This is a genomic window from Streptomyces sp. NPDC096311, from assembly GCF_044763085.1.
Lineage (GTDB): Bacteria > Actinomycetota > Actinomycetes > Streptomycetales > Streptomycetaceae > Streptomyces.
Genome location: NZ_JBIWFN010000014.1, coordinates 248,548 through 274,187 on the forward strand (window position 1 = coordinate 248,548; position 25,640 = coordinate 274,187).

23 protein-coding genes are annotated in these 25,640 nt (G+C 71.3%); 15 read left to right on the plus strand and 8 right to left on the minus strand.

Annotation, left to right across the window (positions count from 1 at the left end; translation table 11 throughout):
* Positions 1-95 precede the first annotated feature (95 nt).
* A complete protein-coding gene (locus tag ACIRA5_RS33070; protein WP_403697043.1) occupies positions 96-701 on the plus strand; it encodes a MarC family protein in 606 nt (201 codons plus the stop codon).
* A gap of 120 nt (positions 702-821) precedes the next feature.
* Here the strand turns inward: ACIRA5_RS33070 and ACIRA5_RS33075 are convergent, their stop codons facing one another.
* Complete coding sequence (locus ACIRA5_RS33075; RefSeq protein WP_095852725.1) at positions 822-974, minus strand: hypothetical protein; 153 nt, start codon at positions 972-974, stop codon at positions 822-824.
* 226 nt (positions 975-1,200) lie between these two features.
* On the opposite strand from ACIRA5_RS33075, the gene ACIRA5_RS33080 reads away from it, so the two are divergent.
* Positions 1,201-2,097, plus strand: a complete 897-nt coding sequence (locus ACIRA5_RS33080; RefSeq protein WP_403697046.1) for an NYN domain-containing protein — start codon at positions 1,201-1,203, stop codon at positions 2,095-2,097.
* A 31-nt stretch (positions 2,098-2,128) separates the two neighbouring features.
* On the opposite strand, the gene ACIRA5_RS33085 is transcribed toward ACIRA5_RS33080, so the two are convergent.
* Together ACIRA5_RS33085 and ACIRA5_RS33090 are read right to left on the minus strand one after the other, a co-directional pair.
* Positions 2,129-2,998 (minus strand): alpha/beta fold hydrolase, encoded by an 870-nt coding sequence (locus ACIRA5_RS33085; RefSeq protein ID WP_403697049.1) that lies wholly within the window; start codon positions 2,996-2,998, stop codon positions 2,129-2,131.
* Positions 2,999-3,237: 239 nt separating this feature from the next.
* Complete coding sequence (locus ACIRA5_RS33090; protein ID WP_403697052.1) at positions 3,238-5,694, minus strand: DEAD/DEAH box helicase; 2,457 nt, start codon at positions 5,692-5,694, stop codon at positions 3,238-3,240.
* Between the two features lie 472 nt (positions 5,695-6,166).
* On the opposite strand from ACIRA5_RS33090, the gene ACIRA5_RS33095 reads away from it, so the two are divergent.
* Positions 6,167-6,928, plus strand: a complete 762-nt coding sequence (locus tag ACIRA5_RS33095; RefSeq protein WP_075028978.1) for a ferritin-like fold-containing protein — start codon at positions 6,167-6,169, stop codon at positions 6,926-6,928.
* Between the two features lie 96 nt (positions 6,929-7,024).
* On the opposite strand, the gene ACIRA5_RS33100 is transcribed toward ACIRA5_RS33095, so the two are convergent.
* The 4 genes from ACIRA5_RS33100 to ACIRA5_RS33115 form a co-directional block, all read right to left on the minus strand.
* Positions 7,025-7,294 (minus strand): hypothetical protein, encoded by a 270-nt coding sequence (locus tag ACIRA5_RS33100; protein WP_403697055.1) that lies wholly within the window; start codon positions 7,292-7,294, stop codon positions 7,025-7,027.
* Positions 7,295-7,509: 215 nt separating this feature from the next.
* Positions 7,510-7,737 carry a DUF3107 domain-containing protein gene (locus ACIRA5_RS33105; protein ID WP_028801993.1) on the minus strand — a complete coding sequence of 76 codons (228 nt, stop codon included), beginning with the start codon at positions 7,735-7,737 and terminating at the stop codon, positions 7,510-7,512.
* Between the two features lie 178 nt (positions 7,738-7,915).
* Positions 7,916-8,557: a TetR/AcrR family transcriptional regulator gene (locus ACIRA5_RS33110; protein ID WP_054228200.1), complete on the minus strand. Its 642-nt coding sequence runs from the start codon at positions 8,555-8,557 to the stop codon at positions 7,916-7,918.
* Between the two features lie 198 nt (positions 8,558-8,755).
* Positions 8,756-8,977 (minus strand): hypothetical protein, encoded by a 222-nt coding sequence (locus ACIRA5_RS33115; protein WP_403697058.1) that lies wholly within the window; start codon positions 8,975-8,977, stop codon positions 8,756-8,758.
* Positions 8,978-9,177: 200 nt separating this feature from the next.
* Here ACIRA5_RS33115 and ACIRA5_RS33120 point away from each other — a divergent pair, with 200 nt between their 5' ends.
* The 12 genes from ACIRA5_RS33120 to moeZ all read left to right on the plus strand — a co-directional run bounded on the left by ACIRA5_RS33120 (position 9,178) and on the right by moeZ (position 23,734).
* The gene (locus tag ACIRA5_RS33120; RefSeq protein ID WP_403697060.1) at positions 9,178-10,167 is read left to right on the plus strand and encodes an alpha/beta fold hydrolase; all 990 of its coding nucleotides are present in this window, start codon (positions 9,178-9,180) and stop codon (positions 10,165-10,167) included.
* Between the two features lie 8 nt (positions 10,168-10,175).
* The gene (locus ACIRA5_RS33125; protein ID WP_403697063.1) at positions 10,176-11,744 is read left to right on the plus strand and encodes a DUF3152 domain-containing protein; all 1,569 of its coding nucleotides are present in this window, start codon (positions 10,176-10,178) and stop codon (positions 11,742-11,744) included.
* 68 nt (positions 11,745-11,812) lie between these two features.
* Positions 11,813-11,905 (plus strand): Ms4533A family Cys-rich leader peptide, encoded by a 93-nt coding sequence (locus tag ACIRA5_RS33130; RefSeq protein WP_312639156.1) that lies wholly within the window; start codon positions 11,813-11,815, stop codon positions 11,903-11,905.
* A gap of 180 nt (positions 11,906-12,085) precedes the next feature.
* Positions 12,086-13,804, plus strand: coding sequence for an ABC transporter substrate-binding protein (locus ACIRA5_RS33135; RefSeq protein ID WP_403697066.1), 1,719 nt, complete (start codon positions 12,086-12,088; stop codon positions 13,802-13,804).
* A 4-nt stretch (positions 13,805-13,808) separates the two neighbouring features.
* Complete coding sequence (locus ACIRA5_RS33140) at positions 13,809-14,942, plus strand: ABC transporter permease subunit (protein WP_403697069.1); 1,134 nt, start codon at positions 13,809-13,811, stop codon at positions 14,940-14,942.
* Entirely contained in the window at positions 14,939-15,937 is a 999-nt protein-coding gene (locus ACIRA5_RS33145) for an ABC transporter permease (RefSeq protein ID WP_403697072.1), read from the plus strand. Before ACIRA5_RS33140 ends, ACIRA5_RS33145 begins: the two co-directional genes overlap by 4 nt.
* Complete coding sequence (locus ACIRA5_RS33150; RefSeq protein WP_403697075.1) at positions 15,934-17,514, plus strand: dipeptide ABC transporter ATP-binding protein; 1,581 nt, start codon at positions 15,934-15,936, stop codon at positions 17,512-17,514. Before ACIRA5_RS33145 ends, ACIRA5_RS33150 begins: the two co-directional genes overlap by 4 nt.
* A 189-nt stretch (positions 17,515-17,703) precedes the next feature.
* Positions 17,704-19,446: a DUF3492 domain-containing protein gene (locus tag ACIRA5_RS33155; protein WP_403697078.1), complete on the plus strand. Its 1,743-nt coding sequence runs from the start codon at positions 17,704-17,706 to the stop codon at positions 19,444-19,446.
* Entirely contained in the window at positions 19,446-20,639 is a 1,194-nt protein-coding gene (locus tag ACIRA5_RS33160) for a hypothetical protein (RefSeq protein WP_403697080.1), read from the plus strand. Before ACIRA5_RS33155 ends, ACIRA5_RS33160 begins: the two co-directional genes overlap by 1 nt.
* A 156-nt stretch (positions 20,640-20,795) precedes the next feature.
* Entirely contained in the window at positions 20,796-21,755 is a 960-nt protein-coding gene (locus tag ACIRA5_RS33165) for an NAD-dependent epimerase/dehydratase family protein (RefSeq protein ID WP_403697083.1), read from the plus strand.
* Positions 21,743-22,492 carry a spherulation-specific family 4 protein gene (locus tag ACIRA5_RS33170; protein ID WP_403697086.1) on the plus strand — a complete coding sequence of 250 codons (750 nt, stop codon included), beginning with the start codon at positions 21,743-21,745 and terminating at the stop codon, positions 22,490-22,492. The genes ACIRA5_RS33165 and ACIRA5_RS33170 overlap by 13 nt, the downstream gene beginning before the upstream one ends.
* Before the next feature lie 63 nt (positions 22,493-22,555).
* The gene (moeZ, locus tag ACIRA5_RS33175) at positions 22,556-23,734 is read left to right on the plus strand and encodes an adenylyltransferase/sulfurtransferase MoeZ (protein ID WP_403697089.1); all 1,179 of its coding nucleotides are present in this window, start codon (positions 22,556-22,558) and stop codon (positions 23,732-23,734) included.
* Between the two features lie 239 nt (positions 23,735-23,973).
* Here the strand turns inward: moeZ and ACIRA5_RS33180 are convergent, their stop codons facing one another.
* A complete protein-coding gene (locus tag ACIRA5_RS33180; protein WP_403697092.1) occupies positions 23,974-25,521 on the minus strand; it encodes an alpha/beta hydrolase in 1,548 nt (515 codons plus the stop codon).
* Between the last annotated feature and the right edge of the window lie 119 nt (positions 25,522-25,640).

Sequence of the window (25,640 nt, forward strand, 5' to 3'; positions counted from 1 at the left end):
GTGCCTCCGTTCCGCCCGGCGGAACGCCTTTCCCCAGCGGTGGCGGCAGATCTCGCCGCGCCGATCTCCCCACCTCCGCAAGGCCTCACTCACTCATGTTCGACGTCGCCGTCTTCGGCTCCCTCTTCCTCACCCTCTTCGTCATCATGGATCCCCCCGGGATCACCCCGATCTTCCTCGCGCTCACCGCGGGACGCCCCGCCAAGATCCAGAAGCGGATGGCCCTCCAGGCCGTCTGTGTGGCCGGCGGAGTGATCGCCGTCTTCGGCCTCCTCGGCCACCAGATCCTCGACTACCTGCATGTGTCCGTGCCCGCGCTGATGATCGCGGGCGGGCTGCTGCTCCTGCTGATCGCCCTCGACCTGCTGACCGGCAAGACCGACGAGCCCAAGCAGACCAAGGACGTCAACGTCGCCCTCGTACCGCTCGGCATGCCGCTGCTGGCGGGCCCCGGCGCGATTGTGTCGGTGATCCTCGCGGTCCAGAAGGCCGACACCGTCGCCACCCAGGTGTCCGTGTGGGTCGCGATCCTCGCCATCCACGTCGTCCTGTGGCTGGTCATGCGCTACTCGCTGCTGATCATCCGCGTCATCAAGGACGGCGGTGTCGTGCTGGTGACCCGGCTCGCGGGCATGATGCTGTCCGCGATCGCCGTGCAGCAGATCATCAACGGGATCACCCAGGTGATCCGGGCGAGCTGACCGTGAGCCGGTGAGAACGCGCAAAGCCCCGTACGGCGTCGTGCCGTACGGGGCTTTGAAATCTGAAGGCGTCCGCCCGGAGGTGAACTGCTCCGTGATGCTTCGAACTGCTCTGAAATGTTATGAAGCGGACGATTCGGCCGGGCGGATCCACAGTCGCTGCCCGATGGCGGCGGCCTGCTGAACGATCCGGTTGACGGAGGCGGCGTCTACAACGGTGGTGTCCACGGGCGTGCCGTCGACATCGTCGAGTCGCATGATTTCGAAGCGCATGGGCTTCTCCCTTCGTCTGGTCATCCTCCTGAGGAGAACTACTGGTGTGTGGTGCGCGAGACGTCGGTGCTCACGCTTCCGTTCGTATTCAACGGGGTGCGTGTTACAAACATTCCCTACGCTAAGGAAATTTTTCGAGAACCTAATTACCGTCGGGTAAGAAGTCTCAAGGAGACTGAACGGGACCGGTTGTGTTCGCAGCGTGACCGCCGGGACAATGGAGGTGATGAACGACGACCACGCGGCGCTCGGCGCCCGCATCGACCGCACGAACGAGCTGCTCCAGCGCATGCTCGCCGAGGTGGCGAAGACGCCCTCGACCCATGCGATCTTCGTCGACGCCGGATACCTGTACGCGGCCGCGGGGCGGCTCGTCTCCGGGACCGAGGACCGCCGCGCCTTCGACCTCGACGCCGAAGGCCTCATCGACGCGCTCATCGACAGGGCCCGCACCATCTTCGCCGACAGCAGGCTGCTGCGCGTCTACTGGTACGACGGCGCACGGCGCCGTATCCACACCGCGGAACAGCAGTCGATCGCCGAACTCCCGGACGTGAAGGTCCGGTTGGGCAACCTCAACGCCAACAACCAGCAAAAGGGCGTCGATTCCCTCATCCGCTCCGACCTGGAGTCCCTCGCCCGGCACCGCGCCATCAGCGACGCCGCGCTGCTCGGCGGCGACGAGGACCTGGTGTCGGCGGTCGAGGCGGCGCAGGGGTACGGGGCGCGGGTCCACCTCTGGGGCATCGAGGCGCCCGAGGGCCGCAACCAGGCCGAGCCGCTGCTGTGGGAGGTCGACAGCCAGCGCACGTTCGACCTCGAATTCTTCAAGCCCTATGTGTCCCGGCGCACCTCCGCGACCTACGACGCGACTGCGGCGAGCAGGCCCACCCGTGAGGACGTGCGGTTCGTGGGCGCCCAGATCGCCGCGAAATGGCTGGCAGCGCGGGGGCGCGAGGCGCTGGCGGAGCTGCTGCCCGGCCACCCCTACCTGCCCGGCTCGGTCGACCAGGATCTGCTGGTCGAGGCCGAGGGGCTGCTGCAGTACTCCCTGCGGGGCCAGGCGGACCTGCGCCGCGCGCTCCGGGACGGCTTCTGGGAGCACTTGCAAGCGCAGTACTAGGTGCTGGCCTCCACCGGGGTCCGCCCCCGGATCACTCCTGCGTCTGATCCCAGAACTTGGCGAGGGCGAGGGCCGTCTGCTCGGGCTGGTCCGTGTTCGGGGAGTGCTCGGCTCCTCGTACGACCGTGCGCCGGGCCTTGAGACGCACGGCCATGTCGTCCAGCAGGGGCACCGGCCAGGTGTCGTCGAACGCACCGGACAGCACATGCTTGGGCAGGGGCACGGCGGCCAGCTCGGCGACGCGGTCGGGCTCCGTGCACAGCTGACGGCCGGTCGCGATCAGCTGGGCCGGTCGGGTGAGCAGCCAGCGGCGCCGCAGGTCCTCGCGGTCGTCCAGTCCACCGTCGAGATCGGCGGTGTCGATCTCCTCCGGCGGTTCCATCGCCTGGATGGCGTCCCACACCTGGGCCATGTCCATCACGGCGAGGGCGTCCCGGAGCAGTTTGACGCGCTGTTGCTGGGAGGTGGAGATCTGGGCGGGGCCCGAGGCCATGAGAGTGAGCGAGGCGAAGGGGGCCGGGTCGAGGAGGACGGCGGCGCGGGCGACCAGTCCGCCGAGGGAGTGGCCGACGAGGTGCACGGGGGTGCCGACGGCTGCCGCCTGGGCGAGCACGTCGTTCGCCAACTCGGGCTGAGCGTACGCCGATTCGTCGTGCTCGGGACCGTCGCTCTCGTACTGCCCGCGGCCGTCCACGGCGACGGTACGGTACCCGCGCGCCGCGAGCGGCCCGTGCAGCGCGATGAAGTCTTCCTTGCTGCCGGTGAAACCCGGCAGCAGCAGCACGGTTCCCTTCAGCTGCGCCTGCGGCGCGGCGTCGAGCGCGGCGAACTCGCCGCGGGCGGTGCGGAGACGGTAGGCACGGACACCGGCGGGCGGCGCGAAGGAGGGGGGCCTGCTCATGCCCCGAGGCTATCGGGCGGGGCTGAGCCCCGGCTCCCCGCCCACCTGTAGTTGTCCGGCGTTCGAGAACGAGGCCGATTAGGCCGATGGGGGGGCAGGGGCGCAGCCCCGTGCCCAGGGGCGCGGGGAACTGCGCGCCCGGCCCCCACCGGCCCGCGGGCAACAGACACACCCGGGGGGTGGGAGAACGCCGATGGCCCGGCCCCACTGCATGGGGGACCGGGCCATCGGGCTGAGGATCAGCTCTCCGCGGGCTCCGCGGCAGCCGCCGCCTTGCGCGTACGCCGACGCGGCGCTGCCGCCTCGGGCGCCGCCTCCGCGGCGACCGCGGGCTCCGCGACCTTGCGGGCACGTCGACGCGGCTTGGCCTCCGGCTCGTCAACGGCGGCCGACTGGGCGGGAATCGCCGCCTCGACGGTTTCCGTGACCGTCTCCGCGACGGCCTTGCGGGTCCGGCGACGGACGGGCTTGGCCGTGGCTTCGGCGCTGTCCGCGGCGGCTTCGGCGGGCGCCTCGGCCGTGGCCTTGGCCCGCGTACGCCGCGGCTTCGTGGCGGGGGCCTCCGGCGCGGCCTCGACCGCGTCCACCACGGCCACCGCCGCCTTGCGCGTACGCCGAGGCTTGGTGACCGGCGCCTCGGCGACACCCTCCGCCGTGTCGACCGCGACCTCCGCGGGCTCCGCGGCCTTGCGGGTACGGCGACGAACCGGCTTGGCCGGAGCCTCCGCGACGGCCTCGGCGACGACGGCGGCGGTCTGCGCCGGAATCTCGGCCTCGACGGGCGCGACGGCCTCGACAGTCGCGACGGTCTCCGCGACGGCCTTGCGGGTCCGGCGACGGACGGGCTTGGCCGTGGCTTCGGCGCTGTCCGCGGCGGCTTCGGCGGGCGCCTCGGCCGTGGCCTTGGCCCGCGTACGCCGCGGCTTGGTGGCGGCGGCCTCCGGCGCGGCCTCGACCACGCCCTCGGCCGTGTCGACGACGGCCTCGGCGGCCTTGCGGGTACGGCGACGAACCGGCTTGGCCGGAGCCTCCGCGACGGCCTCGGCGACGGCTTCCACGACGGGCGCGGCTTCCGCGACGACCGCCACGGTCTCGACCGGGGCGGGAGCGGCCTCCGCCGTCTTACGGGTCCGACGGCGACGCGGCTTCGCGACCGCGTCCTCCGGCGTGGCCTCGACCACGCCCTCGGCCGTGGCGACCGCGGTCTCCGCTGCCTGCGGGGCCTCGCTCACCGACGGCTCGGCGGCGGTGGTGGCGGCCGCCACCGTCTCCCCCGTACCCCCGGCGCGCGTACGGCGACGGCGGCGCGGGGTGCGGGGCTCGGTGGCCTCCGCGGCGGCGGGCTCGGTGGTCGCCTCCGGAGTCGGCGTCGTGGCCGTCTCCTCCAGCGCGGAACCGTTGCGCGTACGGCGACGGCGGCGGGGCGTGCGCGCCGGGCGCTCGCGCTCCACGGGCGCAGGCGCCGACGAACGGCCACCGCGGCCGCGCGGACCGCCACGCCCGCCGGTCTCGCCGAGGTCCTCGACCTCTTCGGCCGCGAGGCCGGCGCGGGTGCGCTCGGAACGCGGCAGGACACCCTTGGTGCCGGCCGGGATGTTCAGCTCCTCGAAGAGGTGCGGGGACGTGGAGTACGTCTCCGGCGGGTTGCTGAAGCCGAGGTCCAGCGCCTTGTTGATGAGCTGCCAGCGCGGGATGTCGTCCCAGTCGACGAGGGTGATCGCGATGCCCTTGGCGCCCGCGCGGCCCGTACGGCCGATGCGGTGCAGGTACGTCTTCTCGTCCTCGGGGGACTGGTAGTTGATGACGTGGGTGACACCCTCGACGTCGATGCCGCGGGCGGCGACGTCGGTGCAGACGAGGACGTCGACCTTGCCGTTGCGGAACGCGCGCAGTGCCTGCTCGCGGGCGCCCTGGCCGAGGTCGCCGTGGACCGCGCCGGAGGCGAAGCCGCGCTGCTGGAGCTGGTCGGCGAGGTCCGCCGCCGTCCGCTTGGTGCGGCAGAACACCATCGCGAGCCCGCGGCCGTCGGCCTGCAGTATGCGTGCCACCAGCTCGGGCTTGTCCATGTTGTGCGCGCGGTAGATGAACTGCGCGGTGTTACGGACCGTCGCGCCCTCGTCGTCCGGCGCCGTGGCGCGGATGTGCGTGGGCTGCGACATGTAGCGGCGCGCGAGACCGATGACCGCACCCGGCATGGTCGCCGAGAACAGCATGGTCTGACGGCGGGCCGGCAGCATGTTCATGATCTTCTCGACGTCGGGCAGGAAGCCCAGGTCGAGCATCTCGTCGGCCTCGTCGAGGACGAGCGCCTTGATGTGCTTGAGGTTGAGCTTCTTCTGGCCCGCGAGGTCCAGCAGTCGGCCCGGGGTGCCGACGATGACGTCGACGCCCTTCTTGAGGGCCTCGACCTGCGGCTCGTACGCCCGGCCGCCGTAAATGGCGAGAACGCGTACGTTGCGGACCTTGCCGGCGGTCAGCAGGTCGTTGGTCACCTGGGTGCACAGCTCGCGCGTCGGGACGACGACGAGGGCCTGCGGGGCGTCGGTGAGCTGCTCGGGCTGGGCCCGGCCCGCCTCGACGTCCGCGGGGACGGTGACACGCTCGAGGAGCGGGAGGCCGAAGCCCAGCGTCTTGCCGGTGCCGGTCTTGGCCTGGCCGATGACGTCGGAGCCCGAAAGGGCTACGGGGAGCGTCATCTCCTGGATGGGGAAGGGGGTGATGATGCCGACGGCTTCAAGGGCTTCGGCCGTCTCGGGAAGGATTCCGAGCTCTCGGAAAGTCGTAGTCAGGGTGCTGCCTCTTCTGTGTACGCGGTGCGAGGCGAGCGCGGGGGTCGTGTCGGGGACCGTGCCGGGGACGTCGGCCGCTCTTGACGGGCGGGCCGAGTGGCACGGGACCACTGCCGACGCTCGAGCTCTCGTACCGCTGAGGGTTCCCTCCGGATGTCGTACGCAATGTGCCGTACGGACGAGGAGGGCTGTCGGGTCGGAGCCGATCGGGCCACCGACCGGGCATCCTCATTCGTGCGGCCCGTCGAATACTCGCCGGGCGCATTACCACCATACCCCGGAATCGCGCATATGCGATGGCCGATTTGGTCACGTAGTCGTCGTCACACTGATTGACCAGGGACTTCCCTGTTGCGTCGAGCGGGCTATTGTGCGCTTCATGACGACGCCTGACAACGCCGCTGACCCTTCCGCCGAGGCCACCGACAAGACCACCCCCGCGGCCACCGGAGTCGCCGCGCAGAACTGGGACACGGCCGCCGCCGACCCCCAGTACCGCGCCGCGGTCGTGGACCTGCTCGGAGCGCTCGCGTACGGCGAGTTGGCGGCGTTCGAGCGGCTCGCGGAGGACGCCAAGCTGGCCCCGACGCTCAGTGACAAGGCCGAGCTGGCGAAGATGGCGTCGGCCGAGTTCCACCACTTCGAGCGGCTGCGGGACCGGCTCGCCGCGGTCGGCGCGGAGCCGACCGAGGCGATGGAACCGTTCGTCGCCGCGCTCGACGGCTTCCACCGGCAGACGGCTCCCTCGGACTGGCTGGAGGGCCTCGTCAAGGCGTTCGTCGGCGACTCGATCGCCAGCGACTTCTACCGTGAGGTCGCCGCGCGCCTCGACGCCGACACGCGCGGGCTCGTGCTCAGTGTCCTCGACGACACCGGCCACGCGAGCTTCGCCGTCGAGAAGGTGCGCGCCGCCATCGACGCGGACCCGCGCGTGGGCGGCCGGCTCGCGCTGTGGGCGCGCCGGCTGATGGGCGAGGCGCTGTCGCAGTCGCAGCGGGTCGTCGCGGACCGTGACGCGCTGTCGACGATGCTCGTGGGCGGCGTGGCGGACGGGTTCGACCTCGCGGAGGTCGGCCGGATGTTCTCGCGGATCACCGAAGCCCACACCAAGCGGATGGCGGCGCTGGGCCTGGCGGCCTAGACCCGGTTCCCCCGGTTCCCCCGGTTCCCTCGGATTCCTTGGTTTCCTCGGATTCCGTGGGGCTTGTCGGTCTCAGAAAGCCGTCGCCCGCTTCGGTCACGCCGTCGCCGAGCGGCGGCGAAATCTTTCCGCGGGGCGCAGCAGAAGCGACAGCAGCGCGGCGGAGACGATCACGGCGCCGGCGAGGATGACCAGGAAGTGGCCGGAGCCCAGTGCCGTGTGCGTCAGGAAGGCCCCGAACAGGGCTCCGGCGACACCGGTCGACAGGACCAGACCGCGGCTCGGCAGTCGGTGCGGCAGGCGGTACGCCGCCCCCCATGCCAGCGCGAGACCGAGCAGCGCGGCGCCGAGCGTTTCCAAGAACATGGTGAGGGTCCCTCCCGCACGGCCGGTGCAAATCGGTCGTAGCGGGTTTACCCCCGAGGTGCGGAACGCAATCCTCCCCTGTGGATGTTCTGTGCTCCATTGGTGGTGGTGAGACCGCGGGTACGGGCTTGGCACGACGTGCGCGGAGGATCCGGTTCCGGTGCATGCGAAGGGGCCCGGCGACAGCGTCACCGGGCCCCTTCCGCTCGCCTGAACTACAGCGCGCTGAATCCCACCTTGCGCTGGGTGGGCTCGCCGAGCTCCACGTACGCGAGGCGGTCGGCCGGAACCAGGACCTTGCGGCCGTGGTCGTCCACGAGGCTCAGCAGCTGCGACTTGCCGGCCAGCGCCTCGGACACCGCGCGCTCGACCTCTTCCGGGGTCTGACCGCTCTCCAGAACGATCTCGCGGGGCGCGTGCTGCACGCCGATCTTGACCTCCACGGCTTTGTCCCTCCGACGGTCAGTCATGTGCGCGTCTCTCCGCGCCGTACGCTGCACACATTAGCCCGGTGAGGGGACGTGCACGTTCCGGCCGAGAACGCCAAGAGCGAACAGCGGACGGGAACAAAGAGACGGATCAGGGGCGGTCGGGCGTGAGTCGTCGGGCGTCAGGCGTGAGTCAGTGGTGATCGGTGCCGTGCAGCGGGAAGCCCGCGATACCCCGCCAGGCCAGTGACGTCAGCAGCTGCACCGCCTGGTCGCGCGGGACGCTGCGGTCGCTGTGCAGCCAGGAGCGGGCCACCACCTGTGCGAGGCCGCCCAGCCCAGAGGCGAGGAGCATCGACTCGGCGCGTGAGAGACCGGTGTCCTCCGCGATGACCTCGCAGATCGCTTCCGCGCACTCGTGCGTGACCTTGTCGACGCGCTCGCGGACCGCGGGCTCGTTCGTCAGGTCGGACTCGAAGACGAGCCGGAAGGCGCCGCCGTCGTCCTCGACGTACGCGAAGTAGGCGTCCATCGTGGCGCGGACGCGCAGCGAGTTGTCCGTGGTGGACGCGAGCGCCGTCCGTACCGCATGCAGCAGGGACTCGCAGTGCTGGTCCAGCAGCGCGAGATACAGGTCGAGCTTGCCCGGGAAGTGCTGATAGAGAACCGGCTTGCTGACGCCCGCGCGCTCGGCGATGTCGTCCATGGCGGCCGAGTGATACCCCTGCGCAACGAATACTTCCTGGGCGGCGCCGAGGAGCTGGTTGCGTCGGGCACGGCGCGGCAGGCGAGTGCCCCGCGGGCGTGCCGCCTCTGTCTGCTCGATGGCTGTCACGCCGCCTCCCAAAATTGTCCACATGCGGTGTGCGCCGCGCCGCCATCGTACTTTTCGGTAACCCCACTGTGCGCGGTGCGAGCGCAGAATTTCACGGACCGGACGCGTGCGATAACGACACAGAGGGTGACGAACGGGGTGAGAAGGGCATGACGCCACACCGGATACCGCTGGTCGGCGGGGTCCGGTCACATGGGGTCATCCCCTGTAGTCGTCCTCGTTGAGCCGGACGACCCTGGCCTGCTCGGCGAGGTCGGCCTCGTTGGCGTTGAGGGGGTCACCGGGGGGTTCGGGGTCGATGTCGTCCACCGGATCCAGTTCGCTGAGCTGCTCGGCGAGGTCCGCCTCCGCGGCTTCCGGGTCAAGGATCTCCCGGAACCGGTCGTTGAAGGTCTCGGGGTCTGTCGGGTCGACTGTCATGATTCCTCTTCCCGAGCGGTGCGAGTGCGCTCCTGATGTACGGATCCCTGGGTATGGATCCCTGGTACGGATCCTGGTGTACGTACGAGTGCCCTCGATCGAAGCCTAGGAGACACCCGATCGAGGCGCTAGACGATCCGCGCACGATCTGTGACAGCGAACACATGAACCACTGCGTGATCGTCTCGTAACATTGCCGCATGTCTTCGACCGAGCTGCCCGCCGCGCTGGCCACCACCGTCACGCCGAGGGTCGGAACCGTACGGGTCGCGGAGGGGGAGCGCCTGCGATCGGTCGGACTGCCCGGGATCACCCTGACCGTGCGTTCGAGACCGCCCGCGCGCGAGGGACTGCCGCCCGCCCTGTACGTCCATGGGCTGGGCGGTTCTTCGCAGAACTGGTCGGCGCTGATGCCGCTGCTCGACGGGCTCGTGGACAGCGAGGCGCTCGATCTGCCCGGCTTCGGGGACTCGCCGCCGCCCGACGACGGTAACTACTCGGTGACCGGGCATGCGCGCGCGGTCATCCGTTATCTCGACGCGGCCGAGCGCGGCCCCGTGCACCTCTTCGGGAACTCGCTCGGCGGAGCGGTCGCCACGCGCGTCGCCGCCGTACGGCCCGACCTGGTCGAGACGCTCACCCTGATCTCGCCCGCGCTCCCGGAGATCCGCGCGCAGCGCACCGCGTGGCCGACGGCGCTGCTCTCGGTGCCGGGGGTGGCGCGGCTGTTCACCCGGCTCACCAAGGACTGGAGTGCCGAGCAGCGTGTCCGCGGGGTCATGGCGCTCTGCTACGGCGATCCCGGCATGGTGACGCCCGAGGGGTTCCGCGACGCGGTCGAGGAGATGGAGCGGCGGCTCGCGCTGCCCTACTTCTGGGACGCCATGGCGCGTTCGTCGCGTGGTCTGGTGAACGCGTACACGCTGGGCGGCCAGCACGGGCTGTGGCGCCAGGCCGAGCGGGTGCTAGCGCCGACGCTGCTCGTCTACGGCGGCCGTGACCAGCTCGTCGCCTACCGCATGGCCCGGCGCGCGGCGCGCGCCTTCCGCGACTCCCGGCTGCTGTCGTTGCCGGACGCGGGGCATGTCGCGATGATGGAGTACCCGGAGACGGTGGCCTCGGCGTTCCGCGAACTCCTCGCGGAAACAGGCGAGTTGGCCTCTCCGGCCGGCGCGGACGCGGGGAGCTGAGGCGGGGCGTGGGACGTCACAGTCGCCGGGGGCGGGCCGGTAAGAGCGACACGGGGGAGCTGCCCAGGGTTCCGGCACCCGGTGCCGCACCGGGCACGGCTCAAGGGGGGGCGCCGGGTACGGGCCCGGCGGCGACCTCGCCGCAGGGGGCCACGCGCGGCCCCCTGGGCCCACAACCGCCGGGACCTCGTCGCCCCGCGCCGGCCGGCCCTCCGCTGCCCCGAACTCCCCGCCCCCAGGACGGCACGCCGGTGCATGGTGTGCCGCGTTATCCGGACGGGACTCCGGCGCACGGCTTCCCGCGCCTCCCCGACGGGACGCCGGTCCACGGCTTCCCGCGCCTCCCCGACGGGACCCCCGCGCACGGCTTCCCGCGCCTCCCCGACGGCACGCCGGCCCACGGTGTTCCGCGGTTCGCCGAGGGGACTCCCGCGCACGGCACCCCCGCGCGTGGTGTGCCCCAGGCGCGTGCGGGACATCCCGAGCAGCGTGAACCCGGCGGTGGCTGGGGCGCGTTCAGGGGTGGCCCGCGGACGGCGGGGACCACGGACGGCGGGCCGCAGGCCATGCCGCAGAGGGCGCCCCAAGGCATGCCCCAGGGGGCACCCGGACCGCGCATCCCTCGGCAGCGGCAGGAGGCCGACGCCGGGCTCGGGCCAGGCCCGGGGCTCCGGCAGGCCTACGTCGACGCCTTCGACGAGAGCGAGAGCGACAACAGGGGCAGGACCGGGACCGAAGAGCCGGGGACCGAGGAGGCGGAGAAGGGCAAGGGCGTCAAGGGGCGGGCGTTCACCGGAATCGCCGCGGCCGCCGTCACCACCGTGCTCGCCGTAGTGGTGGCCGGACAGGTGGCCGCCGGGCGGCACCACGCCACCGCGCAGACGCAGTCCGCGACCGGTGGCGGACTGGACGCCCGCGCGTCCGCCTCGCCCGGGGGCACCGGGTCGACCCCGTCCGCGGCGCCGAGCGCGACACCGCTGACGTACGACCAGAAGATGGGTGTGACGTACGCGCTCAGTGCCACCCTCAAGGCCTCGGGGAAGTTCGACGCCGTCCCCGGGTTCGACAAGGCGCCCGGTAAGGGGCGGAAGTACACATATCGGGTGGACGTGGAGAAGGGCCTCGGCCTCGACGCCGCCCTCTTCGCGCAGGCCGTCCAGAAGACGCTGAACGACAAACGGAGTTGGGCCCACAACGGCGCCCGTACCTTCGAGCGGATCTCCTCCGGCAAGCCCGACTTCGTGATCACGCTGGCCAGCCCCGGCACCACCGCCGAGTGGTGCGCCAAGTCCGGGCTGGACACGACCGAGGACAACGTGTCGTGCGACTCGGCCTCCACCGAGCGCGTGATGATCAACGCGTACCGCTGGGCGCAGGGCTCCAAGACCTACGGTGACGCAATTCACCCGTACCGGCAGATGCTCATCAACCACGAGGTCGGCCACCGCCTCGGATACGGCCATGTCACCTGCGACAAGGACGGCGAGCTCGCGCCCGTCATGCAGCAGCAGACCAAATTCCTCGACCATGACGGAATCCACTGTCGGGCCAACCCCTGGCCCTATCCGGGGAGTTGACGGAGCGGTAGCGGGGGACCACTGGGGCCACGTTGACATGCTCCGAAAGTTCGTTCATATTTCTGCGCATGTGGTCTAGTCATGCCGTCCGTCGCGCCGCCATCGAGCTGGCGCTGATTGGCGTGACCGCGCTCTGCGTCGCAGACATCCACTGTCGCTGACGCCCGCCCTTGGCGTGTGCGTCGTGCTTCCGCTTCCGTCGTGACCCTGGGTGACCGTATCGGTCCCTGGGCTTCCGGCTTCGCGACCTTTTCTTGACGACCTGACGCCGGGGCAGACGTCCGTTCACTTCCGTCTCACTCCTCGTCAATCTGTCTCATCATTCGAGAGGTCGTCTTCCGATGCGTCAACCGTCCGTCATAGCCCGCCGCGTGGCCGCGGCATCCGTCACCCTGGTCGTGGCAGCGGGCGCGGCCGCCTGCGGGCCGAAGGACAACGATGCCAAGGGCGCCGGTGGCGACTCCAAGCCGCAGAAGGGAGGCACGCTCACCGTCCTCAACGCGAGCCCGCAGGAGGACTTCGACCCGGCGCGCCTCTACACCTCCGGCGGCGGCAACGTCCCCTCCCTCGTCTTCCGTACGCTGACCACGCGCAACCGCGAGAACGGGGCCGCGGGCGCCAAGGTCGTCCCCGACCTCGCCACCGACACCGGCCGCCCGAGCGAGAACGCGACCGTGTGGACGTACACCCTGAAGAAGGGCCTCAAGTACGAGGACGGTTCGCCGATCACCTCCGCCGACATCAAGTACGGCATCGAGCGTTCCTTCGCGGCCGAGCTCTCCGGCGGCGCGCCCTACCTGCGGGACTGGCTCATCGGCGGAGCCGACTACCAGGGGCCGTACAAGGACAAGAAGGGCCTCGCCTCGATCGAGACCCCGGACGACCTGACCCTCGTCTTCCACCTGGACAAGCCCGAGGGCGAGTTCCCCTTCCTCGCCACGCAGACCCAGTTCACGCCCGTCCCGAAGGCCAAGGACAACGGCACGAAGTACGAGGAGCACCCGATCTCCTCCGGCCCGTACAAGGTCGTCAAGAACGAGAACGACGGCGAGCGGATCACCCTGGAGCGCAACCCGTACTGGTCCGCGGCGACCGACGCCGAGCGCAAGGCCTACCCGGACAAGATCGACGTACGGTCGGGCCTGGACTCCTCCGTGATCAACCAGCGGCTGTCGGCGTCCCAGGGCACCGATGCCGCCGCCGTCACCACGGACACCAACCTCGGCCCGGCCGAGCTGGCCAAGGTGACGGGTGACAAGGCGCTGGCGGCACGCGTCGGCACCGGCCACTTCGGCTACACCAACTACATCGCCTTCAACCCGAAGGTGAAGCCGTTCGACGACCCGAAGGTGCGGCAGGCGATCGCGTACGCCGTCGACCGTTCGTCGGTGATCAACGCGGCCGGTGGTTCGTCGCTGGCCGAGGCCGCGACCACGTACCTGCCGAACCAGAAGTCCTTCGGCTACACGCCCTACGACCACTTCCCGGCGGGCGCGTCCGGCAACCCGGCCAAGGCCAAGGAACTGCTGAAGGAGGCCGGTCACCCGAACGGGATCACCGTCACCCTCACGCACTCCAACGACAAGAACTTCGAGACCAGCCCGGAGATCGCGACCGCGCTCCAGGACGCCCTGAAGAAGGCCGGCATCACGGTCAAGCTCCAGGGCCTGGAGGACAACGACTACCGGGACAAGATCCACGGCGTGAAGACCGAGCCCGGCTTCTTCCTCGCCCACTGGGGTGCCGACTGGCCCTCCGGCGGACCCTTCCTGGCCCCGATCTTCGACGGCCGCCAGATCGTCAAGGACGGCGCGAACTTCAACACCGGCTTCCTCGACGACAAGTCCGTCAATGACGAGATCGACGCGATCAACAAGTTGACGAATCTTGACGAGGCCGCGAAGCGCTGGGGCGCGCTGGACAAGAAGATCGGCGAGCAGGCCCTGACCGTGCCGCTGTTCCACCCCGTCTACAAGCGCCTGTACGGCAGCGCGGTCAAGAACATCGTGATCAGCGACTGGACCGGCGTGCTGGACATCTCCCAGGTCGCGGTGAAGTAGCGCCGTGAGCGAGGCAATCGTCGCCTCTCAGGTCCCCGGGACGGACCTCGCGTCCGCCCCGGGGGCCTCGGGGGCCCGTCAGTTCTGGCGGCGGCTGCGCACGCAGCGCGCCGCCGTCGTCGCGGCGGGCGTCGTCGCGCTGCTCGTCCTGCTCGCGCTCGCCGCGCCGCTGCTCACCGCGATCGAGGGCCAGGACCCGACCACCTACCACCCGTCCCTCATCGACTCGGCGCGCGGCGGTGTGCCCGTGGGCTCGTTCGGCGGCGTCAGCGGCGACCACTGGCTCGGCGTCGAACCGCAGACCGGCCGCGACCTCTTCGCCCGGCTCGCGTACGGCGCCCGGGTCTCGCTGGGAGTCGCGCTGGGTGCGACCGTCGTACAGGTCCTCGTCGGTGTCGTGGTGGGCGTCGCGGCCGCACTCGGCAACCGATGGATCGATCAACTGTTGAGCCGGATCACCGACATCTTCGTCGCGATGCCGTTGATGATCATGTCGTTGGCCCTGCTGGCGATCGTGCCCAGCAGTTTCCCGCGGCCCCTGCTGGTCGCGCTCGTCATCGGCCTGATCGCCTGGGGCAACACCGCGAAGATCGTGCGCGCCCAGACCCTCACCCTCAAGGGGCTCGACTACGTCTCCGCCGCGCGGCTCAGCGGCTGGAACACCTGGCGCATCGCGCGCCGCGAACTCCTGCCCGGACTGGCCGCCCCCGTCATCACCTATGCCGCGCTCCTCGTGCCGATGAACATCTCCGCCGAGGCCGCGCTGTCCTTCCTCGGCGTCGGAGTGAAGCCCCCGACGCCGTCCTGGGGGCAGATGCTCACGGCCGCCAACGTCTGGTACCAGGCGGCCCCGCAGTACCTGCTGCTGCCCGCCGGGGCGCTCTTGGTGACCGTGCTGGCCCTGACCGTCCTCGGCGACGGCGTCCGCACGGCTCTGGACCCGCGCGCGGCCTCGCGCCTGCGCGTCGGCACGGGCCGCAAACGGGAGGCCAAGGCGGACGCGGACTCCAAGAAGGCTGCTACGGACGTGGACTCCAAGAAAGCCGCGGCGGATGCGGACTCCGAGAAGGCCACGACGGACGTGGACTCCAAGAAGGCCACGACGGACGCGAGCGCCGAGAAGGAGGCCAAGGCATGAGCGGCTTCGGAGGATTCGTCCTGCGCCGCGCCGTCGGCACCGTGATCACCCTGCTCGCCATCTCGGTGATCGTCTACGTCGTCTTCTACGCCACCCCGGGGAACGTCGCCCAGATCACCTGCGGCCCGCGCTGCTCTCCGGAACAAGTGCACCAGGTCGCCCAGCAGTTGCGGCTCGACGACCCGCTGTACGTGCGCTACTGGCACTTCCTGCAGGGCATCCTCGTCGGCCAGGACTTCTCCACCGGCACCTCGGTGGCGCACTGCTCGGCGCCCTGTCTCGGCCTGTCGTACCAGGGCGACACCCAGGTCACCCAGCTGATCCTGGCGAAGCTGCCGGTCAGCCTGTCCCTCGTGTTCGGCGCGATGGTGCTGTGGCTGATCCTCGGCGTCGGCACCGGCATCCTGTCCGCGTGGCGGCGCGGCCGGCTCACCGAGCGCGTGCTGACCGGCATCACCCTCGTGGGCGTCGCCACGCCGGTCTTCGTGATCGGCCTGGTGCTCATGATCGTCGTCTGCGGGCAGCTGCAACTGCTGCCCTTCCCGCAGTACGTCGGCCTCACCGACGACCCCGAACAGTGGGCCTGGAACCTGCTGCTGCCCTGGTTCTCCCTCGCCCTCATCGAGGCCGCCGCGTTCGCCCGGCTGACCAGGGCCGCAATGTTGGAGACCCTCGCCGAGGACCACATCCGGACCTTCCGGGCGTACGGCGTCGGCGAGCGGTCGATCATCGGGCGGCACGCCCTGCGCGGGGCGTTCGCGCCGATCATCGCGCTGAACGCCAACAACGTCGGCTCGGCGGTCGGCGGCGCGGTGCTCACCGAGACACTCTTCGGACTGCCCGGCATCGGACAGGAGCTGGTGCACGCGGTGAACGTCGTCGACCTGCCGGTGGTCGTCGGCATGGTCCTCGTCATCGGCTTCTTCGTGGTCATCGCCAACGCCGTCGCGGACGTGCTGTACGCGGTGGCCGACCGACGGGTGGTGCTCGTATGAGCTTGGTGGAAGTCACCGACCTGACGGTCGGGTTCGGATCGCTGCGCGCCGTCGACGGCCTGTCCTTCCGGCTGGAGAAGGGCGCCGCGCTGGGCCTGGTCGGAGAGTCCGGCTCGGGCAAGTCCACGGTCGCCTCGGCCCTCCTGGGGCTGCACCGCGGCACGGGAGCCGACGTCGGCGGCTCGGTGCGCGTGGCCGGCATCGACGTACAGGAGGCGTCCGACACCGAACTGCGGCGGCTGCGCGGCGGGAAGGCCGCCATGGTCTTCCAGGACCCCCTGTCGTCCCTCGACCCGTACTACGCGGTCGGTGACCAGATCGCCGAGGTGTACCGGGTGCACGTGAAGGCCTCCCGGCGTGCCGCACGCGCGCGTGCCGTCGAGGTGCTCGACCGCGTCGGCATCCCGGACGCAGCGCGCCGGGCGCGCTCCCGCCCGCACGAGTTCAGCGGCGGTATGCGCCAGCGCGCGCTGATCGCGATGGCGCTGGCCTGCGAACCCGACCTGCTGATCGCCGACGAGCCGACCACGGCCCTCGACGTGACCGTCCAGGCCCAGATCCTCGACCTGCTGCACACCCTGCGCGAGGAGACCGGAATGGGCCTGCTCCTCGTCACGCACGACGTGGGCGTCGCCGCCGAGAGCGTCGACGAGATCCTGGTCATGCGGCACGGGCGGGCCGTCGAGCACGGCCGCGTCGGTGCCGTCCTGGGGGCGCCCGCGCAGGCGTACACCCAGGAACTTCTCGGCGCGGTGCCCCGTGTGGACGCGCCGCGCACCGCCTCCGCGGTGACGGAGGAGGTCGTTCTCGAGGCGAGCGGCCTGCGGCGCGAATTCGGACGCGGGAAGAAGGCGTTCGCCGCCGTCGACGACGTGTCGCTGACGATCCACCGGGGCGAGACCCTCGGGATCGTCGGCGAGAGCGGCAGCGGCAAGACCACCCTGGGACGGATGCTCGTGGGGTTGCTGGAGCCCTCGGCGGGGGAGATCAAGCCCGGCGGAGGCGTGCGCCCGGACGTCCAGATGGTCTTCCAGGACCCTGTCTCCTCCCTCAACCCGCGCCGCAGCGTGGGCGAGTCGATCGCCGATCCCCTGCGCGCCCGCGGGGAACACGAGGAGGGGCGCATCCGGGGGCGCGTACGGGAACTCCTGGAGCGCGTGGGGCTCGAAGCGGCGCACTACGACCGCTACCCGCACGAGTTCAGCGGCGGACAGCGCCAGCGCGTCGGCATCGCCCGGGCGCTCGCCGCCGACCCACGCGTCATCGTCTGCGACGAACCGGTCTCCGCGCTCGACGTCACCACCCAGGCCCAGGTGATCGCCCTGCTCGCCGAACTGCAACGGGAACTCGGGCTCGCTCTCGTGTTCGTGGCGCACGACCTCGCGGTCGTCCGCCAGGTCAGCGACCGGGTCGCGGTGATGCGACGCGGCCGGATCGTCGAGTACGGGCCCGCCGACGAGGTGTACGAGTCGCCGCGCGACCCGTACACCCAGCAGCTGCTGGCCGCCGTACCGGCGCTGGATCCGGAGGTCGCGGCGCGGCGGCGGACGGCCCGGAGACAGCTGACGGCGGTGTGATGCAACGTGACTGGTTGATCTCGTAGCGCGACAGAACGCGACCCGCACGGGAAAGTTACGACCGTTCACCCCTTTTGGTGGCGCGATGGACAACCGTCCGTCGCGCCACCGCCATGTGCGCATACGTTCTTCCCGCTGCGAGCCGCCGGGTCAACGGCGGCTCCCCATAGGGAGATCGGGGGTGCACTGGTGCGCATCGGACTGCTTACGGAGGGTGGCTATCCGTATGTGAGCGGTGACGCCAGACTCTGGTGCGACCGGCTCGTGCGCGGGCTCGGGCAGCACGAGTTCGACATCTACGCGCTCAGTCGCAGCGAGCGGCAGGAGGACGAGGGCTGGATCCCGCTGCCGCCGCAGGTCAGCCGGGTGCGGACGGCTCCGCTGTGGACGGCCGAGAACGACGGCGTGGTACACGGGCGACGAGCGCGCCGGCGGTTCGCCGAGTGCTTCGGGGAGTTGGCGGCGGCCGTGTGTGCCACGCCTGTGGTCCTCGACGGCTCGGAGGTCTCTGGCGGTGTGACGGCGTCGGAGGCCTCTCGCGGAGTGGTGGCGGACCGTTTCGGCAGTGCGCTGTACGGGCTCGCGGAACTGGCCCGTGACGAGGGCGGGCTGGTCGGGGCGCTGCGCTCCGAGGGGGCAGTGCGCGCCTTGGAGCGCGCCTGCCGTGCGCCCGGCGCACTGCGCGCCGCGCGTACTGCGCGTGTGCCCGACCTGCTGTCCGTCGCCGCTCACGTCGAGCGCGCTCTGCGCCCCCTCTCGCTGGACTGGTACGAGGACGACGGGCTCGGCTCGGTCGACCTCTGCCACGCCGCGGCCGGCGGCGAGGCCGCCCTGCCCGGCCTGCTCGCGCTGCACTTCGCCGGGGTGCCCCTGCTGGTGACGGAGTACGGCGTGCAGCTGCGGGCGCACTACCTCGCCTCCTCCGCCGCCGAGGAGTCCCCCGCGGTACGGGCGCTGCTCGCGGCCTTCCATGGCGCGCTGGCCGCCGAGGTCTACCGCAGGGCCGCGCTCATCACGCCCGGCAACACCCACGCGCGCCGCTGGCAGGAGCGCTGCGGCGCCGAGCGCGCCAAACTGCGCACCGTCTACCCCGGCATGGAGGCCGCCCGCTTCGCGGAGGTGGGCGAGCGGGCCGACGGCTCCGGATGCGCGGACCCGGACACCTTGGTCTGGGTCGGCCGCATCGAACCGGCCAAGGACCTGATCTCACTGCTGCACTCCTTCGCCGAGGTCCGCAAGGAGGCACCGAAGACCCGGCTGCGCATCGTCGGCGCGCCCGCCGACGGGCCGGAGGGCGCGCTGTACCTGGCCCACTGCAAGGCGCTGGCCGCCCAGCTCTTTCCCGACGAGGCGGAGGGCGTGCACGCGGTCGGCGACAACCCGGTGTCCTTCGAGGAGATCGGCAGCCCGGAGGTCCCGAGCCTCGCGGAGGCGTACGCGTCCGGTGCCGTGGTCGTCCTCTCCAGCGTCGTCGAAGGCTTCCCGATCAGCCTGGTCGAGGCCATGTTCTGTGGCCGCGCCACCGTGTCCACGGACGTCGGCGCGGTCGTCGAAGTCATCGGCGGTACGGGGCTGGTGGTGCCGCCGCGCAATCCGCGGGCGCTCGCCGAGGCGTGCGTGGCACTGCTGCGCGACCCCGAACGGCGTGCGCGCCTCGGCGCGGCGGCCCGCGCGCGAGCCCTCGAACTCTTCACGGTCGAGCAGAACATCACGGCATTTCACGGCATTTACCTGGAGATCGTCTCGCGCTCCCCGGCCCGGCGGCTCGTCGTGGACGACGCGGGGGATCCCCTGCCGTTCGGCGTGCCGGCCGAGGCCCACGTACCCGGCCGCTGGACCGAGGCCCGCCTCATGGCCATGGGACGACCGCGCTGGGCGGCGGGGGCGCCGGTACGTGCCACAGCTCCGCTGCCCGCGGGGGAGGGCGCGTGATGAGCGAACTCGTACGGGACGGCTCCGGTGGTGCGCGCGGCGACGCCGGGGGTGATCCGGGGAACGACTCGGTGGGCGACTCGGGGGGTGCCCGCACCTCTCTCGGCGGTGGTCGTCGCGGTGCCGTGGACCCCGTGAAGGCGCTGATGCACCGGCATCGTGAACTCTGCGAGCGTGCCGTCGACCCCCTGGACATCGCGGCGGGCCTGGAGGCGCACGGCGTGACCGACCGCACCGCCGCACGGTTCCGGCACCGGGACGTGTTCTCGCTCGCCGAGGAGATGTACGCGCGCGTGGCCCGCGACTCGGACCCGGCACCCCGGCCCGCGACCCCCGAACACCCCGGCGTGCGCGCCGACTGGGCCCTGCTCTCCCTGCTGCCGGGCGCTCTCTGCGCGGCGACCGTGGCCGGGCTGCGGCTCACCGAAGGGCAGCCGCGCCTCGCGGTCGCCGCCGGCGGCACCCTCGCGGTGACGCTCGGCCTGCGCGCCGCGCTGCGCCGAGGTCCCCTCAGCACTACGCACCGCACGACGAGCGGCACCCTTGCCTGGACGTGCTGGCTGATCGCGTACGCCCTGCTCGGCGACGGACTGCTGAGCGTCGGCATCGAAGGCGGCCCCGACGGCCCCTGGCCCCCGGCCACCGCACCTGTGCTGGCCCTCGCCCTGGCGTGCGCCCCCGCGGTCTGGTGCGCCCACCTCTTCACCGCGGGCGCCCGCCGCAAACTGACCGCGAGCCGGGGCCTGGAGGAGTTCGCCGTCTCCGTGCGGCCCCTGCTCCTGGGAGCGTTCGCCCTGTTCCTCTGCGCCCTGGGCGCGCTGCTCGCACTGTGCCGGGAGGCGCCGAGCGAGCCCGGTGCCTACAACGGGCCCGGCGCATACGCCGGAGCGGGCGCCCTCGGCGCGCTGCTCCTGCTCGCGCGCCTGCTCACGACGCGCGGCTTCACCCACGCCCCGGCCATCGTCCTCGGCGCCGCGGGCGCGGCCGAAGTGACCGCCCTCACCACGGTCTTCGCGGCCCGCCTGCCCGGCTGCTCGTTCGTCGCCACCCCCGTCGAGACCGTCGCCGACGCCTGGGGTCCGGGTGCCGTCCCGGCCCTGGTGTGCGGCGCGGCGGCGCTCGTCCTCCTGATCCACGCGACCCGCACCCTGACCCGGGCCTCGGCCCACGCCGCACCGGGCGGGACGCCATGAGCCGCGACCGGCGCCCGAGGGTCCAGCCCTCGTGCCGGGCGCACCCTCCCGCGGGGCCGACACCGCGGGCGCTCCGTCCGACCCACGGCACCACCCCGAAGGAGAACGCCAGATGATCACCTCCCGAACCGGAGAATCCGCCCCGGGAGCCGCCCGATGAGGGTCCTGCTGATCGGAGCCAACGGATACCTCGGCCGTTTCGTCGCCGACAGACTGCTCGCCGATCCGGCCGTGCAGCTCACCGCGCTCGGCCGGGGTGACGACGCCGACGTACGGTTCGACCTCGCCTCGGGCAGCCCCGGCGCCCTCACCCGCTTCCTGGACGCGGTGCACCCCGGGGTCGTCATCAACTGCGCGGGCGCCACCCGCGGCGGAGCCCGCGAACTGACCCGGCACAACACCGTCGCCGTCGCCACCGTCTGCGAGGCCCTTCGCCGCAGCGGCTGCGGTGCCCGCCTGGTGCAGATCGGCTGCGGCGCCGAGTACGGGCCCAGCCAGCCCGGCTCCTCCACGGCCGAGGACGCCGTACCGCGCCCCGGCGGCCCGTACGGCGTCAGTAAGCTCGCCGCCACCGAACTGGTCCTCGGCTCCGGCCTCGACGCCGTCGTCCTGCGCGTCTTCTCGCCCGCGGGCCCCGGCACCCCCGCCGGATCCCCGCTCGGCCGCCTCGCCGAGGCCCTGCGCCGCGCCATGCAGTCCGGCGACGGCGAACTCAAACTCGGCGGACTCGGCGTCCAGCGCGACTTCATCGACGTCCGCGATGTCGCCCGCGCCGTGCACGCCGCCTCCCTCTCCGCCGCGCAGGGCGTGATCAACATCGGCTCGGGCCGCGCCGTCCGCCTGCGCGACGCCGCCGCCGTCCTCGCCCGTGTGGCCGGCTACGGAGGCACGCTGCACGAACTCGACGGTCCACCCGGACCGATGAGGTCGGCCATCGGCCCTCCCCGCACCGAAGCGGACCACGGGGCGCCGGTCGCGTACCCCTACCCGGACGGCTGCGGCAGCTGGCAGCAGGCCGATGTGCGCACCGCACGCGACCGGCTCGGCTGGCGGCCCCGCATCAACCTCGAGGAATCCCTCGCCGATATCTGGATGGAGGCCGCATGCCGCATCTGACCAGCGCCGCGACGGATATCGCGAGCACGGACTTAAGGATCGGCCTCGGCGTCCCCGGCTATGCGCACCCCCTCGTCGCTCCGGCCGAGTGGGGCGAACTCACCCGCCCCGGTACCCCCGTGCACTGGGCCGCCCTGAACGTGGCCAACGGTCCCGGCACCCGCCCCGACCCGCACTGCCTGGAGGCCGCCGGCCGACTCCGCAACGCGGGCGTGCGCGTCCTGGGACATCTGGACGTGACGTACGGCGCACGCGCCTTCGCCGAGGTGATCTCCGACGCACACCGGTATCTCGACTGGTACCGGGTCGGTGGCTTCCTCCTGCACCGCTGCCCCACCGAGCGTGCCGCGCTCCCCGAGGTCCGCCAGGCGGTCACCACGCTGCGCACGCTTCTCGACGACGCGCACCTCGTCTTCGGCCACGGCACCCACCCCTACCCCGGCTATGCCGAAAGCGCCGATCAGCTGGTGACCTTCTCCGGCTCCTGGAGCGACTACCGCTGGTCGCAGGTGGCCGAGTGGACCGCCGACTATCCGCCCGAGCGCTTCTGCCACTTCGTGCACGGGGTACCGCGCGGTCATCTCGACGAAGCGCTCCGCATCGCCCGCTGGCAGGGCGCCGCCACGATCTACTTCACCGACCGCACGGATCACGGTGGACGGGCCGACCCCTGGGAGACGATGCCCGGCTACTGGGACGATATCGTCTCGCGGATCGGAACGGGTGTCTCGGAATGAAGAAGGGCGTGGCAGTGTTACGGGGAGAACAACTGTAGTGATTGACCGACCAACGGAGTCCCCGTGTCGCTGCCACCCCTGGTTGAGCCAGCTGCTGAGCTCACCGTAGACGAGGTCCGCAGGTACTCCCGCCACCTGATCATCCCCGATGTGGGCATGGACGGGCAGAAGCGGCTGAAGAACGCCAAGGTGCTGTGTGTGGGCGCCGGCGGCCTCGGATCGCCGGCGCTGATGTACCTGGCCGCCGCGGGCGTGGGCACGCTCGGCATCGTGGAGTTCGACGAGGTCGACGAGTCGAACCTGCAGCGCCAGATCATCCACAGTCAGGCGGACATCGGCCGCTCCAAGGCCGAGTCGGCCCGTGACTCCGTGCTGGGCATCAACCCGTACGTGGACGTGGTCCTTCACGAAGAGCGGCTCGAGGCCGAGAACGTGATGGAGATCTTCAGCCAGTACGACCTGATCGTCGACGGCACGGACAACTTCGCGACCCGCTACCTGGTCAACGACGCGTGCGTCCTGCTCAACAAGCCGTACGTGTGGGGCTCGATCTACCGCTTCGACGGCCAGGCCTCCGTCTTCTGGTCCGAGCACGGTCCCTGCTACCGCTGCCTCTACCCGGAGCCCCCGCCGCCGGGCATGGTCCCCTCCTGCGCCGAGGGCGGCGTGCTGGGCGTGCTGTGCGCGTCCATCGGCTCCATCCAGGTCAACGAGGCGATCAAGCTTCTCGCGGGCATCGGTGAGCCGCTCGTCGGCCGCCTGATGATCTACGACGCCCTCGAGATGCAGTACCGCCAGGTCAAGGTCCGCAAGGACCCGGACTGCGCGGTCTGCGGCGAGAACCCGACCGTCACCGAGCTCATCGACTACGAGGCCTTCTGCGGTGTCGTGTCCGAGGAGGCCCAGGCGGCGGCGGCCGGCTCGACGATCACTCCCAAGCAGCTCAAGGAGTGGATCGACGACGGCGAGAACATCGAGATCATCGACGTCCGCGAGATCAACGAATACGAGATCGTCTCGATCCCCGGCGCCAAGCTGATCCCGAAGAACGAGTTCCTCATGGGCACCGCCCTGGAGACTCTGCCGCAGGACAAGAAGATCGTCCTGCACTGCAAGACGGGCGTCCGCAGCGCGGAGGTGCTCGCCGTGCTGAAGTCCGCGGGCTTCTCGGACGCGGTGCACGTCGGCGGCGGTGTGATCGGCTGGGTCAACCAGATCGAGCCGGAGAAGCCGGTGTACTAGGCGCCGGTGCACCAGGCGAACGGCTTTTCGGGAGGGGCTCGGCACCGTGCGTGCCGGGCCCCTTTCCGTTGACCGGTCACTCGCGGGCCGGGGGTTCGCCGACCGGGCATCCGTGCACCGGGTCTTCGTCGGCCGGGTGCTCGTCGGCAGGGTGCTCGCCCAGCGGGGGTTCGCCGGCCGGGTGCTGACCGGCCGGGTCGGTCCGGGCACAGGTCCGCGCCCGTCGGCCGCACCCGCCACTACGACGCGCAGACCTTCCCGTCCTTCGGCACCGTCCCGTCCAGCAGATAGCTGTTCACCGTGGAGTCGACACACTCGCTCCCACTCCCGTAGGCGCCATGGCCCTCGCCCTTCCAGGTGAGCTCCACACCGACGCCCTTGCCCAGCTCGTCGGCCATTCTGCGGGCGCCCTCGTACGGAGTCGCGGGGTCCCCGGTGTTGCCTACGATCAAGATGGGCGCGGCGCCCGGCGCGCTGACCTCCGGGTTGTCGTACTGGCCGGCGACCGGCCAGTCGTGGCACCAACCCGCGGTGTCCCAGCCCATGAAGTCCCCGAAGACGGGTGAGATCTTCTCGAACTCGGGCAGCAGCTTCTTCGTCTCCGCGGGAGTCGGCCGCTGCTTGTCGTCCAAGCACGATATGACCCGTTGGGAGTGGGTCGTCGTGCCGTAGTGCCCCGAGGAATCGCGGTCGTTGTAGCCGTCGGCGAGGGCCAGCAGGCCCGAACCGTCACCGCCCTCGGCGCCCTTGAGCGCGCTGGTCAGGCGCGGCCAGCCCGCCTTGCTGTACAGGGGCAGGACGATGCCGGTGAGCGCCAGCGTCTGGGTGAGCTTGCGGCCGTCGGCCGTCGGCAGGGGGTTCGCGTCGATGCGGTTCAGCAGGTCCACGATCTTCTGGGAGCCCTGCTTGGGGTCCTGGCCGGTGGACTTGAGGTAGTCGTCCAGGGCGCGCTGGAAGCCCAGGGTCTGGTTCTTGGCGTGGCCGACCGTGTCGGCGCTCGGGTCGACGACGGCGTCCAGCACCAGACGGCCCACGTTCTTGGGGAACAAGTGGGCGTACACGCCGCCGAGTTCGGTCCCGTAGGAAAAGCCGAGATAGTGCATCGTCCCGTCGCCGAGGACCTGGCGCATCAGGTCCATGTCGCGGGCGGTGTCGGTCGTGGAGACGTGCGACAGCAGCTTTCCGGCGGCCTTCGCGCAGCCCTTGCCGAAGTCGGCGGCGTCCTTGAAGTACGCGCTCTCCTCGGCCGCGTCGTCCGGGGTGGCGTCCACGGACTCGGCTGCCTGGATCGCCTTGTCACTGCGGCAGCGCACGCCCTCGCTGGCGGCGACGCCGCGCGGGTCCCAGCTCACCAGGTCATAGCGCTCGTGGAGCGGGCCGACGGCGCTCTCGTACGACGGCATCGTGTCGACGCCCGAGCCGCCGGGGCCGCCGAAGTTGAACAGGAGTGAGCCGATGCGCTTGTTCTGGCCACCGGTCGCCTTCGAGCGGATCAGCGCCAGGCCGATCGTCTCGCCGTCCGGCTTCGCGTAGTCCAGCGGCACCTTGAGTGTCGCGCACTGCCAGCCGCTGCCCGACGCGGAGGAGCTCTTGCAGTGGCCCCAGTCGAGCTTCTGTGAGGTGAGCGAGGCGGGCAGCCCCGAGGCGGTGCTGGAGGAAGGCGCCCCGGCCGACGGCCGGTCGCTGTTCTTCCCCTCGTTCTTCCCGTCCCCCGACGAGCCGCTGCCGCAGCCTGCCACCAGCAACGCGGCGGCCGCCGCGGCCGTCCACCGTGCGAAACGCGTCATGAACTTCCCCCTCGCCCGTGGTCCGCCGGATGTCGCGGATCACATGCAGGCCATGGTAGGCGCCCGCGGCCGACGCCGCGGAGGCCTGTGGATAACCCTTTGACCTGCACTTTCTCGGT